Source organism: Streptomyces sp. NBC_01210 (assembly GCF_036010325.1).
GTDB lineage: Bacteria > Actinomycetota > Actinomycetes > Streptomycetales > Streptomycetaceae > Streptomyces.
This window is the reverse complement of the sequence record NZ_CP108549.1, coordinates 3,703,336-3,719,305: the sequence shown is the minus strand read 5'-3', so window position 1 is coordinate 3,719,305 and position 15,970 is coordinate 3,703,336. Positions and strand designations below refer to the sequence as shown.

Annotated in this window: 13 protein-coding genes; 10 read left to right on the top strand and 3 right to left on the bottom strand. The window is 69.8% G+C overall.

Annotation, left to right across the window (positions count from 1 at the left end; all coding sequences use genetic code 11):
* Window positions 1-54: 54 nt before the first annotated feature.
* A complete protein-coding gene (locus OG735_RS16730; RefSeq protein ID WP_327328347.1) occupies window positions 55-483 on the bottom strand; it encodes a metallopeptidase family protein in 429 nt (142 codons plus the stop codon).
* Between the two features lie 275 nt (window positions 484-758).
* Between OG735_RS16730 and OG735_RS16725 the strand changes: the two genes are divergently transcribed.
* The 7 genes from OG735_RS16725 to OG735_RS16695 all read left to right on the top strand — a co-directional run bounded on the left by OG735_RS16725 (window position 759) and on the right by OG735_RS16695 (window position 8,718).
* Window positions 759-1,187 carry a DUF3499 domain-containing protein gene (locus OG735_RS16725; protein WP_327323970.1) on the top strand — a complete coding sequence of 143 codons (429 nt, stop codon included), beginning with the start codon at window positions 759-761 and terminating at the stop codon, window positions 1,185-1,187.
* A 220-nt stretch (window positions 1,188-1,407) separates the two neighbouring features.
* Window positions 1,408-3,024 (top strand): L-lactate permease, encoded by a 1,617-nt coding sequence (locus OG735_RS16720; protein WP_327323969.1) that lies wholly within the window; start codon window positions 1,408-1,410, stop codon window positions 3,022-3,024.
* A gap of 50 nt (window positions 3,025-3,074) precedes the next feature.
* Window positions 3,075-4,439: a phosphomannomutase/phosphoglucomutase gene (locus OG735_RS16715; protein WP_327323968.1), complete on the top strand. Its 1,365-nt coding sequence runs from the start codon at window positions 3,075-3,077 to the stop codon at window positions 4,437-4,439.
* Window positions 4,440-4,944: 505 nt separating this feature from the next.
* Window positions 4,945-5,127 carry a Trm112 family protein gene (locus tag OG735_RS16710; protein ID WP_326650288.1) on the top strand — a complete coding sequence of 61 codons (183 nt, stop codon included), beginning with the start codon at window positions 4,945-4,947 and terminating at the stop codon, window positions 5,125-5,127.
* Window positions 5,128-5,240: 113 nt separating this feature from the next.
* On the top strand, window positions 5,241-6,377 hold the full coding sequence (locus tag OG735_RS16705; RefSeq protein ID WP_327323967.1) for an SIS domain-containing protein: 1,137 nt from the start codon (window positions 5,241-5,243) through the stop codon (window positions 6,375-6,377).
* 58 nt (window positions 6,378-6,435) lie between these two features.
* Window positions 6,436-7,641, top strand: a complete 1,206-nt coding sequence (gene manA, locus OG735_RS16700; protein ID WP_327323966.1) for a mannose-6-phosphate isomerase, class I — start codon at window positions 6,436-6,438, stop codon at window positions 7,639-7,641.
* A gap of 99 nt (window positions 7,642-7,740) precedes the next feature.
* The gene (locus OG735_RS16695; RefSeq protein ID WP_327323965.1) at window positions 7,741-8,718 is read left to right on the top strand and encodes a cation diffusion facilitator family transporter; all 978 of its coding nucleotides are present in this window, start codon (window positions 7,741-7,743) and stop codon (window positions 8,716-8,718) included.
* Window positions 8,719-8,858: 140 nt separating this feature from the next.
* Here the strand turns inward: OG735_RS16695 and OG735_RS16690 are convergent, their stop codons facing one another.
* Entirely contained in the window at window positions 8,859-10,856 is a 1,998-nt protein-coding gene (locus tag OG735_RS16690) for a fructose-specific PTS transporter subunit EIIC (RefSeq protein WP_442812611.1), read from the bottom strand.
* A gap of 441 nt (window positions 10,857-11,297) precedes the next feature.
* On the opposite strand from OG735_RS16690, the gene ahcY reads away from it, so the two are divergent.
* Complete coding sequence (gene ahcY, locus OG735_RS16685; protein ID WP_327323963.1) at window positions 11,298-12,755, top strand: adenosylhomocysteinase; 1,458 nt, start codon at window positions 11,298-11,300, stop codon at window positions 12,753-12,755.
* A gap of 138 nt (window positions 12,756-12,893) precedes the next feature.
* Complete coding sequence (locus OG735_RS16680; protein WP_327323962.1) at window positions 12,894-13,508, top strand: hypothetical protein; 615 nt, start codon at window positions 12,894-12,896, stop codon at window positions 13,506-13,508.
* A gap of 76 nt (window positions 13,509-13,584) precedes the next feature.
* Here the strand turns inward: OG735_RS16680 and OG735_RS16675 are convergent, their stop codons facing one another.
* On the bottom strand, window positions 13,585-14,586 hold the full coding sequence (locus OG735_RS16675) for an RDD family protein (RefSeq protein ID WP_327323961.1): 1,002 nt from the start codon (window positions 14,584-14,586) through the stop codon (window positions 13,585-13,587).
* Between the two features lie 121 nt (window positions 14,587-14,707).
* On the opposite strand from OG735_RS16675, the gene OG735_RS16670 reads away from it, so the two are divergent.
* On the top strand, window positions 14,708-15,715 hold the full coding sequence (locus tag OG735_RS16670) for a stage II sporulation protein M (protein WP_327323960.1): 1,008 nt from the start codon (window positions 14,708-14,710) through the stop codon (window positions 15,713-15,715).
* The last annotated feature ends 255 nt before the right edge of the window (window positions 15,716-15,970 follow it).

Genomic DNA, 15,970 nt, shown 5'->3' with positions numbered 1-15,970 from the left:
GACGACTGACGAGATCGACCGGCGCAACGACCGACGGCAGTGGACTGCCGTCGGTCAGTCCTGTCCGTATCGCGGGTCGACCGACTCCGGCGCCAGCCCCAGCAGCTCAGCCACCTGCTCCACGACGACCTCGTGCACCAGCAGTGCGCGCTCGTCGCGATTCTTCGTCCGGATCTCGACGGGCCGCCGGTAGACCACGATCTGAGCCCGCCGTTCCTTTTCCGCGGGAGCCGAGCTGCCCAGCGGCACCGACTCGTCCGGCGCGCCCGGCACGTCCAGTACGAGGAAATCGACGTCGGCGAGCTGTGGCCAGCGTCGCTCCAGCCGCTCCACCGAGTCCTGCACCAGGTCCCGGAAGGACTCGGCCCGGCTGGCGGCGAGGGGTACCTGGGGCGGCGCGACCGGCCCGCGCATCCCGCGGCCGTGGCGGTCGCGGCGACGCGGCCGCGGTTCGGACGGGCGGGGCGGCACAGAACTGTCCATCACTGACGCAGGGTAACTCTCACTGGGGTGCGGCGATCGGGTCCGCGCCGCGGGGAGGGGGGCATGTCGCTAAATGAGCATTCCGGCCAAGCTTGGGCCCGATTGCATACCTCCCCACGATCGCCGTTCTCATCGTGATTGACCTTATTTACCCCGAGTCATGACCGCATCGCCCGCGGGTGTCGTCGGCGCGCTTCTCCTCCCGTGCAGGTCAGGGCAGTTGCTCGAGGAGCCTCTATGGTCGACATCACAGCACGACACGGTGGGGTGACCTGGTGGAGAGTCGTCGCAGCCCGCTCAAGAGTGCGGTACCGTCCAACGTCGTGAGCCCTGTACGTCGCTGTTCGCGCACCGCGTGCGGCCGCCCCGCCGTCGCGACACTGACGTACGTCTATGCCGATTCGACCGCGGTCCTCGGCCCGCTCGCCACCTATGCCGAGCCCCACTGCTACGACCTGTGCGCCGAGCACAGCGAGCGCCTGACCGCCCCGCGCGGCTGGGAGGTCGTGCGGCTCACCGACGGCTCCGCCCCGCCCCGCCCCAGCGGCGACGATCTTGAGGCGCTCGCCAATGCCGTACGGGAGGCAGCCCGCCCGCAGGGACGGACCGCCGAAGCCGGCGCGCAGAACGGCCGCCGCACGGCGGACCCGAGGGAGGTCGCGCGCCGCGGCCATCTGCGAGTGCTGCGTTCCCCGGACTCCTGAGCCCTCGCGCCCCTGGAGTGCGCCCTTCTGCTGAGCGCCTTCGCTCCACCTGCTGAGCGCCTTCGCTCCACCTGCTCCACGCGCCCCGCCGCTCATCCATTCCTTGAATCCTGTACGGAATCCTGTACGGACCATTGACCTCCACTTGTCGCGGACACGACCATTCCCTCACCCGTGAGAGATCGCTTTCCGCATCCCGGAATTCGGAGGTAGGTCCGTCGTGTTCGTGCAGGAACTGGAACCCGTCGCCGACTCGCTCGCCCTGTCCGCCCTCGTCGCCGCGCTCCCGCTGGTCACCGTCATGGTGCTGCTCGGAGCCGTACGGATGAAGGCCCACCGCGCCGGACTCATCGGCCTCGCCGTCGCGGCGCTGGTCGCCTGGCTCGCCTACGGAATGCCCCTCGGCCAGACCCTCTCGGCCGGCGCACAGGGTGCGCTCTTCGGCCTCTTCCCCATCATGTGGATCGTCGTCAACGCCCTGTGGGTGTACCGGATGACGGTCCGTACCCAGCACTTCGACATCCTGCGGCGTTCCTTCGGCCGACTCTCCGACGACCCTCGCATCCAGGCCCTCGTCATCGCCTTCTGCTTCGGTGCGCTGCTCGAAGCACTCGCCGGTTTCGGCGCGCCGGTCGCCATCTGTTCGGTGATGCTCGTCGCGCTCGGCTTCGACCCGGTCAAGGCGGCGGTCGTCTCGCTCGTGGCCAACACCGCGCCCGTCGCGTTCGGCGCCATGGGCACCCCGGTGGTGACGCTCGCTCAGGTCACCGGCCTGCCGCTGGACTCGGTCGCCTCGGTGGTCGGCCGCCAGACGCCGCTGCTCGCCCTCGTCGTGCCGCTGGTGCTGGTCGGTCTTGTCGACGGGCGGCGGGGTCTGCGGGAGACCTGGGCGCCCGCGCTCGGCTGCGGATTCGCTTTCGCGGCAGCCCAGTTCGCGGCGGCCAACTATGTCTCGGCCCAACTCGCCGACATCGGAGCGGCGTTGGTGGGCGCGGCAGCACTGATCGCGGTGCCGGGCGCGCGCAGGCCGGCCGCGGAGCCGGTACGTGCTGCGGTGCTCACAGGCGTACGGAGCGAGGACCTGGACCACGAGGACCCGCGGCGCGAAGTGGTGCGCGCCTACGCCCCGTACGCACTCATCGTCGCGATCTTCTCCGTCGCCCAGATACCACCTGTCAAACGGCTGCTGGCGGAGGCGACCCGTGTCTTCGACTGGCCGTTCCTCGATGTCGCGAGCCCGGAGGGGAAGCCGGTCGGCGCGAATGTCTTCACGATGCCGCTCGTCTCCACCGGCGGGACGCTGGTGCTGCTCGCGGGAGCGGTGACCGCGTTCGTCCTGGGCGTACGCGGGCGGGTGGCGCTGCGCGAGTGGGCGGCGACCGTGCACGAACTGCGGTACGCGATCCTCACGGTCACCTCCGTACTGGCACTCGCGTATGTCATGAACCTGTCCGGACAGGCCGCCTCCATCGGTCACCTCGTGGCCGCGGCGGGCGCGGGACTTGCCTTCCTCTCCCCGGTGCTCGGCTGGTTCGGCGTCGCGGTCTCCGGCTCGGACACCTCCGCGAACGCGCTCTTCGGCGCGCTTCAGGTGACGGCGGCGCGGGAATCTGGTCTCTCGCCCGAGCTGTTGGCGGCGGCCAACAGTTCCGGAGGGGTCCTCGGCAAGATGATGTCGCCGCAGAATCTGACGATCGCCTGCGCGGCGGTCGGGCTCGCGGGCAAGGAGGGCGACCTGCTGCGCAAGGTGCTCCCGTGGAGCCTGGGACTGCTCCTGGTGATGTGCCTGATCGTGACTGCACAGAGCACACCGGTACTGGGCTGGATGCTGCCTTAGTTTGTGCGGGTAGTTTGACGTGACCGCAGAGACTTCAGGAAGGTTGGGCCGTGACTGCTGATCTGTCGCAGATCGTGAAGGCGTACGACGTCCGCGGGGTGGTGCCGGATCAGTGGGACGAGGCCCTGGCCGAACTGTTCGGGGCCGCCTTCGTCCAGGTGACGGACGCGGACGCGATCGTCGTCGGCCATGACATGCGGCCGTCGTCGCCAGGGCTTTCCGGGGCGTTCGCGCGCGGGGCCGCGGCCCGGGGCGCGGATGTCACCCTGATCGGCCTGTGCTCGACGGACCAGCTGTACTTCGCTTCGGGGAAGCTGGGTCTGCCGGGCGCGATGTTCACCGCCTCGCACAACCCGGCGCAGTACAACGGCATCAAGATGTGCCGGGCGGGCGCCGCACCGGTGGGCCAGGACACGGGCCTCGCGGACATCCGCGCGCTGGTCGAGTCCTGGTCCGAGCAGGGCGCACCGGCCCCGGCCGAGGTGCCGGGCACGGTGACCGAGCTGGACACGCTGACGGACTACTCGGCGCATCTGCTGTCCCTGGTGGACCTGTCGGCGATGCGTCCGCTGAAGGTGGTCGTGGACGCGGGCAACGGCATGGGCGGCCACACCGTCCCGACCGTCTTCGGGTCCCTGCCCCTCACTCTCGTACCGATGTACTTCGAGCTGGACGGCACGTTCCCCAACCACGAGGCGAACCCGCTGGACCCGCGGAACATCGTCGACCTCCAGGCCCGCGTCCGGTCCGAGGGCGCGGACCTGGGCCTGGCGTTCGACGGCGACGCGGACCGCTGCTTCGTCGTGGACGAGCGCGGCGAGGGCATCTCGCCGTCGGCGATCACGGCGCTGGTGGCGGCGCGTGAGCTGGCCAAGCACCCCGGCGGCACGGTGATCCACAACCTGATCACGTCGTGGTCGGTCCCGGAGGTCGTCCGCGAGAACGGCGGCACTCCGGCCCGTACGCGGGTCGGCCACTCCTTCATCAAGGAGGAGATGGCCCGTACGGGAGCGATCTTCGGCGGCGAGCACTCGGCGCACTACTACTTCCGGGACTTCTGGAACGCGGACACCGGCATGCTGGCGGCGCTGCATGTACTGGCGGCGCTGGGCTCGCAGGACGGCGCGCTGTCGTCGCTGGTCGCACAGTACGACCGGTACACGGGCTCGGGCGAGATCAACTCCACGGTCGACGACCAGGCGGGCCGTACGGCGGCGGTGAAGGCTGCGTTCGGGGCGCGCGAGGACGTGACGACCGACGAACTGGACGGCCTGACGGTGTCGACGGCGGACTGGTGGTTCAACCTCCGCCCGTCGAACACCGAGCCACTGCTGCGCCTGAACGTGGAGGCACGCGACGAGGCGACGATGACGAAGGTGCGGGACGAGGTCCTGACACTGGTCCGTGCTTCCTGACCCTGAGTGAGTCCCAGCCGGGTCCGGGGACGGGTTACTGCCCCCCGGTCCCGGGTGCAGCGCCTCGTTCGGCGGCGCGAGGCTGCCGCCTCTGGGGCTGCCCCGGTCCCGGGTGCAGCGGCTCGTTCGGCGGCGCGAAGCTGCCGCCCCGGGGGCGTGGGGGTACCCCGTACCCCCCACATCTCAAGGGCGGGCGGGTGGGGATACTCCCGGGGCCCGGGGCGGAGCTCCGGTTTCGGGAAGGGGCGGGCAGGGGAACGCACCGCGCAGCGGCCCCACCCGCACCCCGACCCACCCGCACCCGCGCCGCACCCCCGCACCCCGACCCACCCGCACCCGCGCCGCACCCCCGCACCCCGACCCACCCGCACTCGCACCCCGCCCACCCCAGAACGCGCCGCACCCCGCCCCCCAGCGGTAGGCTGACGTGGCTCAATCCGCATGACCGCGACCGCATGTTCGAAGCGACTTCGACATGCGGCATGCCCGAAGGGAAACCCCACACATGCCGCTCGAAGCCGGCCTCCTGGAGATCCTCGCCTGCCCGGCCTGCCACGCTCCGCTCAGCGACCGCACGGCAGCCGACACACCCGAGCTGATCTGCACGGGCAAGGACTGCGGCCTGGCCTACCCGGTGCGGGACGCCATCCCCGTCCTCCTCGTCGACGAGGCACGCCGCCCGGCTTGACCCGCACCACGCGCGCACCCCACCAACCGCACCCGCACCCGCACCTGAATCCGCACAACCGCACAACAACCCAAGACCCCCCGCACGCGCACGGCGATCGGAGGCCCACCCCCATGCTCGACGAGTCGCTCCTCGATGCCCCGGACGCCCTGGCCCGAGCCGATCGCCGAGGCCTCCTCCGAGGGGCCGCCGAGGCCGGGGCGCGTGTACGCACCGCCGCCAGGCACGCCGCCGAGGCAGGCATCGCCGAGATCAAGCCCGAGGGCCGCCCCCGGTCCGTACTCATCGCGGGCGCCGGCACCGCCGCCACCGGCGTCGCCGACCTGGTCAGCGCGCTCGCCGGCGCCACCGCCCCCGTCGCCCGGCTCGCCCCCACCGGCGTAGCCCCGGCCGCCGGCGCCCTGCGCTGGGCGCTGCCCGGCTGGGCCGGCTCCGTGGACCTCCTCCTCATCACGACCACCGACGGCAGCGAACCCGGCCTCGCCCTCCTCGCCGAGCAGGCGTACCGCCGCGGCTGCACCGTCGTCGCCGTAGCCCCCCAGCACTCCCCGCTCTCCGAGGCGGTCGACGGCACGCACGGCCTGGTCGTCCCCATGGCCACCGCCCCGCACGAGATGTACGAGGAGACCCAGGCCGCGAGCCCCGGCGCGCTGTGGGCGCTGTTCACTCCGCTCCTCGCGCTTCTCGACCGCGTCGGCGTACTCGAGGCGCCCCCGGAGACGCTCGCCAAGGTGGCCGACCGCCTCGACGCCACCGCCGAACGGTGCGGCCCGGCCATCGCGACGTACAGCAATCCCGCCAAGACGCTCGCCGCCGAGCTCGCCGACAGCCTCCCGCTCATCTGGACGGAGGGCGCCGGCGCCGCCCCTGCGGGCCGCCGCTTCGCCGCCGTACTGGCCGAGCTGGCCGGCCGGCCCGCCCTGATCGCGGAGCTCCCCGAGGCGCTCCCCGCCCACGGAGTGCTCCTCGCGGGCGCGCTCGCGGCAGGCGCCGACCCGGAGGACTTCTTCCGCGACCGTGTCGCGGAGCAGCAGGCCCTGCGCGCCCGCGTCGTACTTCTGCGCGACCGGCCCGCCGGCGGCCTCACCGCCGCGCCCGCCGCCCGCGAACTGGCGCTCAGCCACGACACCCCGATCAGCGAGCTCGAACCGGAGGAGGGCACCGAGCTGGAGTCGATCGCCGAACTCCTCGCCGTCACCGACTTCGCGGCCGTCTATCTGGCGCTGACGGCCTCGCGCGCTCAGGCCTGAGAACACGGGTAACTGTCGAGTACCTGAGAACACGAGTACTGAGAACTCAAGGAAGAACATGGATCGCCTCTCCAACACCGTGCGCCCCTACGCCTGGGGCTCCACGACCGCCATCCCGGACCTGCTCGGCGTCGCCCCCACCGGCGAGCCACAGGCCGAGATGTGGATGGGCGCCCACCCGGGAGCGCCCTCCCGCGTCACCCGCAGCACTGCCGACCAGCCGCTGTTCGACGTCATCGCCTCCGATCCGGTACGCGAACTCGGCTCCGCGGCCGTCGAGAAGTTCGGACCGCGCCTCCCCTTCCTCCTCAAGATCCTCGCGGCCGGCGCTCCTCTCTCCCTCCAGGTCCACCCGAACCTCGAGCAGGCGAGGGAGGGCTACGCCGCCGAGGAGAGCGCGGGCGTCCCGATCGACGCTCCGCACCGCAACTACAAGGACGCCAACCACAAGCCCGAACTGATCTGCGCGCTCACGCCCTTCGACGGCCTGTGCGGATTCCGTACGCCCGTCGAGTCCGCCGATCTCCTCGCCGGACTCGAGGTGGATTCACTCAAGCCGTACGTCGATCTCCTCCACGCCCACCCGGAAGAGGCCGCGCTCCGCGAGGTGCTGACCGCCATCCTGAGCGCCGACCCGGCCGAGATGGCCGCCACCGTCACCGAAGCGGCGGCCGCCGCGGAACGTCTCGGCGGCGCCTACGCCCCGTACGCCGCGATTGCGCACCAATTCCCCGGCGACCCGGGCGTGATCGCCGCCATGCTGCTCAACTACGTCCAACTGCAGCCCGGCGAGGCGCTGTTCCTCGGCGCCGGCGTCCCGCATACGTATCTCAACGGCCTCGGTGTCGAGATCATGGCCAACTCCGACAATGTGCTGCGCTGCGGACTGACCCCCAAGCATGTGGACGTGCCCGAACTGCTGCGCATCGTCCGCTTCGAGGCGACCGACCCGGGCGTTCTGCGCCCGGAGGCCGCGCCCTCGGGCGAGGAGGTCTACGGGACCCCGATCCATGAGTTCCGCCTCTCCCGCTACACGCTGGCTCCCGGCGCGCAGCCCCGCGATCTCACCGCTCCCACCTCGCAGATCCTGCTCTGCACGGCGGGCAGCGTGACGGTGGACAGCGTGCCTGCGGGAAGTGCGACGGCCGGTGAGCTGACCCTCGCCCCTGGCGAGTCGGCTTTCGTCCCGGCGGGGGACAAGGCGGAGATCTCGGGCACTGGATCCGGTTCCGGCACCGTCTTCCGAGCCACTGTGGTGGCCTGACGCGAGGCCGTTTTCGAGGGCTGCAACAATGGCGCACGGCAAAGACCGGGCAAAGCCCGGGTGGCGACCGACGTAAGCACGAAGGGACATCCGGCACACATGAGCGCGTCAGGCGGAACAAAGGCGATCGTGGCGGCACTGGGCGCCAACATCGCAATCGCGGTAGCGAAGTTCGTTGCGTTCCTCTTCAGCGGCTCGTCGTCGATGCTCGCGGAGAGCGTCCACTCGCTCGCGGACTCCGGAAACCAGGGGCTGCTGCTGCTCGGCGGCAAGAAGGCCAAGCGCGAGGCGACTCCGCAACACCCCTTCGGCTACGGCCGTGAGCGGTACATCTACGCCTTCCTCGTCTCCATCGTGCTCTTCTCGGTCGGCGGCATGTTCGCGATCTACGAGGGCTACGAGAAGATCAAGCACCCGCACGAGATCGAGGCCTGGTACTGGCCGATCGGCGTCCTGGTCTTCGCGATCATCGCCGAGTCCTTCTCCTTCCGTACCGCGATCAAGGAGTCCAACGAGACACGCGGCAATCACTCGTGGACCGAATTCGTCCGCCGCGCCAAGGCCCCGGAGCTTCCGGTCGTCCTCCTGGAGGACCTGGGCGCGCTGGTCGGTCTGGTCCTGGCGCTCATCGGCGTGGGCCTGGCCCTGGGTACCGGCAACGGCGTCTGGGACGGCATCGGCACCCTCTGCATCGGCATCCTGCTCATCGTGATCGCGCTGGTCCTGGCGGCCGAGACGAAGTCCCTGCTGCTGGGCGAGGCGGCCGCCACGGACGATGTCGAGAAGATCAAGGCGGCCCTCGTGGACGGTGATGTGGTCACCGGCATCATCCACATGCGTACGCTCCACCTCGGCCCGGATGAACTGCTGGTCGCAGCCAAGATCGCGGTCAAGCACGACGACACGGCCTCCGAGGTCGCGGACGCGATCAACGCCGCCGAGGACCGCATCCGTAACGCGGTCCCGATCGCCCGCGTGATCTACCTGGAGCCGGACATCTACAGCGAGTCGGCGGCCGCGGCGGGTATCAACCCGGCGAAGGCCCCGGGCGGTCCGGGCCCGGAGACCTCCCACTGATCTCGCGTCGCCGCTCGCACCACCACGAGAAGGCCCCGATGCCGACAGGCAGCGGGGCCTTCTCGCTGACAAGGGCCCCGCTCCCGTCGACAAGGGCCCCGCGCAGCTGTTCGCGCGGGCCCCTTCGTGTTCCCTACGGGCTACTGGATCTCGCGCAGCACGTCGAGGATCGCCGCCTCGTCGGACGCGCCCGTCAGCCGCTCCCGGAAACCGGAGTCCATGAGCTTGCGCGACAGCAGCGCCAGGATCCGCAGGTGCTCATCGCCGGCGGCCGCCTCCGGCACCGTGATCATGAAGATCAGCTTGGCCTTCGTACCGTCGAGCGAACCCCACTCCACGCCCTCCGCCGACCGCGCGAACCCGACGATCGGCGCGGTGACCGCATCGGTCTTGGCGTGGGGGATGGCGATCTCCTCACCGAGCCCGGTGGTGCCCTGGTCCTCGCGGGCGAAGGCGGCCGCCACGAGCGCGTCGCGATCGGCGACCTTGCCCGTGCCGGCGAGCATCGCGGCCATCTCCCGGATGGCGTCTTCCTTGCTGTCGGCGGACAGCTGAACCTTGACGGTCTGCACGGTCAGATATCCGGACAGCACGTCGTCCTCGGCCGGTTCGGCCGGTTCGGGCTGCTCGGCCGCAGGCGGCGGCGGGGAAGTGAGCGCGGTCTCGGTCCGTACGCCCCCGGCAACGCCCCCGGCACCGACCCCGACAAGGGCCGGCTCGGGCACCAGCGCATCCACGCCCACGCCCACACTCACGGGCGCCGGCGCACCGGCCCCGCGCGTCCTCCGCTCCTTGACGTCGATCAGCGCATTCGTGGTGATCGCGGTGACGACGGTGCCGATCGCGACCGCCAGGAAGAACATCGGCACCCCTCCGACCGCACCGAGCACGGCCACGATCGGCCCACCGTGCGGAACCGCGTCCTCCACGCCGGCCAGACCCGCGATCGCACCGGCCACCGCACCACCGAGCATGTTCGCCGGAATGACCTGGGCCGGCCTGGCCGCCGCGAACGGAATCGCGCCCTCCGAAATCCCGAACATCCCCATGAAGAGCGCGGCCATACCGGTCTCCCGCTCCTGCTCCGAGTAGAGCCGCCGCCGGATCAGCGTGGCGAGCCCCTGCCCGAGCGGCATGACCGGAATCGCGGCAGCGCACATACCCATGACGGTCTGGTTGCCGGTGGCGATCAGACCGGCGCCGAAGAGGAACGCGGTCTTGTTGACCGGCCCGCCCATGTCGAACGCGATCATGAGCCCCAGGATCGCGCCCAGCAGAATCGCACTGGTCCCGGTCATCCCGCTGAGCCAGTCGGTGAGATGCGTGAAGACCCACGAGATCGGCTTGCCGATGAGGTTGATGAACAAGAGCCCCAGCACGGAGGTCGCGACGATCGGGATCACGATGATCGGCATGATCGGCCGGACGAACTTCGGGACCTTGACCTTCTTGATCCACAACACCAGATAGCCGGCCAGGAAGCCGGTGACGATCGCACCGATGAAGCCCGCGCCGGCCTTCGGCGAACCGTAGAGCTCGCCGTGCGCGGCAATCCATCCGCCGATCATGCCCGGCACCAGTGCGGGCCGGTCCCCGATGGCGTACGCGATGTAGCCGGAGAGGATCGGGATCATCAGCGTGAAGCCGGCGACACCGATGTTGTTGACGTCCAGCCAGAAGGAGTCCTTCGGGATGGTGTAACCCTCGGGCGTCGCATGACCCCCCAACGCCAGCGAGATGGCGATCAGCAGCCCGCCGACCACCACGAACGGGATCATGTACGAGACGCCGTTCATCAGCGCCTTGTACGCGACGCTGCGCTCCTTGCCACTCCCGCCCGCGCTGCTCGGCGGTGTCGCGTCCCCGCCCCCGCCGCCCGCCCCCTGCACGGGAGCCTTCTGCACCTGCTCGATCAGCCGCTCGGGGTGGTGGATGCCCTCGGCGACTCCGACGGCCAGCACCTTCTTCCCTGCGAACCGGCTGCGGTCCACGTCCTTGTCAGCCGCGATGATGATGCCGTCGGCGTCTATGACATCGTTGTCAGAGAAGACATTCTCGGCCCCGATGGAGCCTTGAGTCTCCACCTTCATATCGATGCCGAGCGCCTCTGCGGCCTGCGCCAGCTTCTCCGCCGCCATATAGGTGTGGGCGATGCCGGTCGGACAGGCGGTCACCGCGAGCAGCTTCAACTTCCGCTGCCCACTTGCCGGACTGGTCACGTGGTTCTCCTAACGCTTCGGTGCGCAGATCGTGCAGTGGTTCCCGATCCACGAGGCATCGTGCAACACACGAGCGCGACGGCGAAAGCCGCAGGACGCTGCCAGTTGGGCGCGACGGACCTCGGATGTGGCTGGATCCCAGCCCGGGCGGACTGGGGCCCACTCGGCCGATCGGTGTAGATTCGTGACCAGAGTCAGACGTCGCTGCTGATGGCGGTCGGGCGGTCCGTTCCACGGGCCGGCCGAGGGAGAGAGGGCCTCCGACGGACTGCACTGCGGGCGTCCGGGCATTCGTATGCCCATGGCCGCCGCAGAGCCAGCCGTACCCACCCTCGACCCACACCACGAGGAGCAGCTCGCATGTCGACTGTCGCCACTGACCAGGACTTCAAGGTCGCCGACCTTTCCCTCGCGGAGTTCGGTCGCAAGGAGATCACTCTTGCCGAGCATGAGATGCCCGGTCTGATGTCGATCCGTAGGGAGTACGCCGCCGCTCAGCCGTTGGCGGGTGCCCGGATCACGGGTTCGCTGCATATGACGGTGCAGACGGCCGTGCTGATCGAGACTCTGGTCGCGCTGGGCGCCGAGGTGCGCTGGGCGTCGTGCAACATCTTCTCCACCCAGGACCACGCGGCCGCGGCGATCGCGGTCGGGCCGGCCGGCACGCCTCAGGCTCCGGCCGGTGTTCCGGTGTTCGCGTGGAAGGGGGAGACGCTTCAGGAGTACTGGTGGTGCACGGAGCAGGCGCTGACCTGGCCCAACACGCCCACCGGCGGCCCGAACATGATCCTGGACGACGGCGGGGATGCCACCTTGCTGGTCCACAAGGGTGTGGAGTTCGAGAAGGCCGGCTCGGCCCCGGACCCTTCGACGGCGGACAGTGAGGAGTACGGGCACATCCTGACGCTGCTCAACCGCACCCTGGCCGAGGCGCCGCAGAAGTGGACGCAGCTTGCCTCGGAGATCCGTGGTGTGACGGAGGAGACCACGACCGGTGTGCACCGGCTGTACGAGATGCACCGGGACGGCACGCTGCTGTTCCCGGCGATCAATGTGAACGACGCCGTGACCAAGTCGAAGTTCGACAACAAGTACGGCTGCCGGCACTCGCTGATCGACGGTATCAACCGGGCCACCGATGTCCTGATCGGCGGCAAGACGGCGGTCGTGTGCGGCTACGGCGATGTGGGCAAGGGCTGCGCGGAGTCGCTGCGCGGTCAGGGTGCCCGGGTGATCGTGACGGAGATCGACCCGATCTGTGCGCTGCAGGCGGCGATGGACGGCTACCAGGTGACTACGCTGGAGGAGGTGGTGGAGACGGCGGACATCTTCATCACCACGACCGGTAACAAGGACATCATCCTGGCTTCGGACATGGCCAGGATGAAGCACCAGGCGATCGTGGGGAACATCGGTCACTTCGACAACGAGCTCGACATGGCCGGCCTGGCCGCCGTCCCCGGTGTCGTGAAGGACGAGGTCAAGCCGCAGGTGCACACCTGGACCTTCCCGGACGGCAAGGTCCTGATCGTGCTGTCGGAGGGCCGGCTGCTGAACCTGGGCAACGCGACGGGTCATCCCTCGTTCGTGATGTCGAACAGCTTCGCGGACCAGACGCTGGCCCAGATCGAGCTGTTCACCAAGCCCGAGGAGTACCCGACCGACGTGTATGTGCTGCCCAAGCACCTGGACGAGAGGGTCGCCCGGCTCCACCTGGACGCGCTCGGCGTGAAGCTGACCACGCTCCGCCCCGAGCAGGCCGCCTACATCGGCGTCGAGGTCGAGGGCCCGTACAAGCCCGACCACTACCGCTACTGATCGACTACTGACACACCGTCAGCAGCAGGTACCAGCGGTACCAGGCAGGCCCCCGCACCCCCGTGTCGGGGGCCTGCCTCGTACCGGCCTCGATCGGCTCCCGGCAAGAGCCTCACCGCACTAGGACACCTGAGCCCCATGCCCCGCGGCCGTTATTCGCTTCACGATCCGCACGATCACACCCCCCTCGGTGACGAGCACTTCCAGTGCGCCCCCGGCCCCTCCGGCTGGCGCTACGTCTCCCAGATCACAACCCCCTCCGGCGACCACGTCGGCTCGGTCGACCTCGCCCTCGACGAACTCGGCCGTCCCATCCGTCTCGAACTCCACGCCGCGAGCTGGCAGGTCCGCGGTGCCGCCCTCGACGGCGTCACCTGGGTGCGCACCGACCCCACCGGCGCTCATGCCACCGAAGGCAATGTGCGCGCCCACGCCTTCACCGGCACATCCCCCGCCTTCCTTGTCGCTACCGCACGTCTCCTGCGACTCACCCCCGGTTCCCCCGCGACGCGTGTCCGCCTCGTCGCCTTCACGGATCCTGTCCTCGCTCCCCGCACTCTCGACCAGTCCTGGGCCCTGATGAAGAGTGAAGCGCATGCCACTGACAATGGCCCCCTGACCGTGGACGAATACCAGGTCAGCGCCCTGGACACGGGCGAACAGCACCTCGTTCACATCGCCGGAGACGTGGTCCTCGCAGCCCCCGGCATCGAACTCGAAAACCTCGAGACACCGCCCTCGGTCTTTCTCTGACGCCCTGACGCCCCGACGCCCCGACGGATTCCGACGTCCCGGCGACCGGTAGGCCTGACGATCCGGCCTCGCGCCCCTACGCGGGCGGCGCAAACCCCGTGACCGGCGGCGTCTCCGTGTCCGGTACCGCACCCTGCACCGCCTCACCCTCCGCAACAACGGCGCTCGGCACCACCGCACTCGGCACGGCAGCCCCGCCGGCACCAAACGCCCCCGGTGCCACTCCTCCTGCGGCTCCGGCACCGGGGACCAAGCCACTTCTGGTGGCCGCCCCCGGAGTCGCCCGACCCTCCGGGCCGCCAACTGCTACCGCCCCCGCCGTAGCCCCGAACCCCCCGAACGCTTTCCGGGCATCACGCGTCTGCCGCTCGTTCACCACAGCCGCCAAATAGGCGGCCGGCGGCACCCTCTCCGGCGCGGGCGCCCCCGTGCACGCCGCCAGATCACCAGCCAGCCGCTCCGCCATCGACCAGCTCACCGCCTGGTCCAGCTGCCTCATCCGCGTCAGGTACTGACGTATCGCGAGCCACAGATCATCAGGCACCCCCGACAGATCCAGTTCGGCAAACCGCCCGACGAGCCACGGCGGCGGAGGCGGCACCCTCGTCCCCCGCCCGGCCGGCACCCTCTCCCGCACCACCAGAGTCCCCGCGAACACATCCCCGATCCGCCGCCCCCGCGCCGACATCAGAGAAGCGATACAGGCAATGACCCCGAACGACATCAGGATCTCCACCACGCCCATCGCCCCGCGCACCAGCGCATGCCGGAACCGGATCGGCCCCCCGTCGTCCCGCACCACCCGCAGCCCACAGGCGAGCTTCCCGAGCGAGCGACCATGACTGAGGGTCTCCACGGCTATCGGCGCCCCCACCAGGACCAGCAGAAACGTCGCGATCGACACCGCAGTGACCGCCGCCTCGTCCAGCGACGCGGTCGCCACCGCAAGCCCGATCGACACCAGGAGATACGCCGTCCACACCACGACGAGGTCGATCACGAGAGCGAGCGCCCGGCTCGGCAGTTTCGCCGGCCGCAGCCCCAGTACGACCGCATCCCCCGTCACAAGCGCACTCACCGCTGCCCGCCCTTCGCCGTCGAACTCCCTGCCCCTTGATCCCTCAGTCTGCCAAGCTGGCCCGCAGCGCGCCGCAGTAGTACGGACCGTACGCACCCAGTGCCTGGAGCAGCAGCCGACCATGGACCTCGATGTCTTCGTGACCGCCCACCGCGCCGCGTGGGACCGCCTGGACCACCTCCTGCACAGGGGACGTCACCTCACCGGTGCCGAGGCCGACGAACTTGTCGCCCTCTACCAGCGCACGGCCACACATCTCTCTCTCATCCAGTCCAGCGCCCCGGACCCGATGCTGACGGGCAGGCTCACCCAGCTCGTCGCCCGAGCGCGCGCCACCGTCACCGGAACCCGCCGTGCCACCTGGCGCGACGCGGTCCGCTTCCTCACCGCGGGCTTCCCGGCGGCCGTCTACCGCTCCCGCCACTGGTGGATCCCCACGGCTGTCCTCTCCACTGTCCTCGCCGCGATCATCGGCTGGTGGATAGGCGCTCACCCAGAGGTCCAGTCAGCGATCGCCGCCCCGGACGAACTGCGCCGGCTCACCCGCCCCGGCGGTGAGTACGAGACGTACTACTCGAGCCACCCGGCGGCCTCCTTCGCAGCCCAGGTCTGGACGAACAACGCCCAGGCCGCCGCCATGTGCCTGACGCTTGGCGCGTTCCTCTGCATCCCGGTGATCTGGATCCTCTTCCTCAATGTGCTCAACCTCGGCGTCGGCATAGGCCTGATGTCGTCGGCCGGCCGCCTCGACACCTTCCTGGGCCTGGTCCTCCCGCACGGACTGCTTGAACTGACCGCCGTCTTCGTCGCCGCGGGCACGGGCCTCCGCCTCGGCTGGACTGTCATCGACCCGGGCCCCCAATCCCGCCGCACGGCCCTCGCCCAGCAGGGCCGCGCCGCCATCGGTATGGCCATTGGCCTCGCCCTGGTCCTCTTCGTATCGGGCGTGATCGAAGGCTTCGTCACCCCCTCAGGACTGCCGACCTGGGCGCGTATCGCCATTGGCATCGCGGCTGAGCTGGCGTTTCTGGCGTACGTCTACATCCTGGGCGGCCGAGCAGTCCGCGCAGGCGACATCGGCGACGTGGAGGCGGCGGACCGCAGCGCCGAACTTCCGGCCGCTGCCTGATGTGCGTCCGGCACCTCTGAGCTGCTAGTCTCCTCTTCGCCCACAAAAACCGTTGACACGGTCGGCGTGGGGAGGTAGATTTAAACGGTTGTCTCGGACTGGACAAGTGCGAGTGCGACCGTTAATATCTCTTGCTCTCGCCGGAAATTGAATTTCCGCAGAGCCTTTCGATTCTTATCCGGATCAAGAAGGCCGATTAGCTCGGCCGGAATGCTTCTGATAAAGTCGGATCAGCCGAAAGGCAAAAGGCCTCCA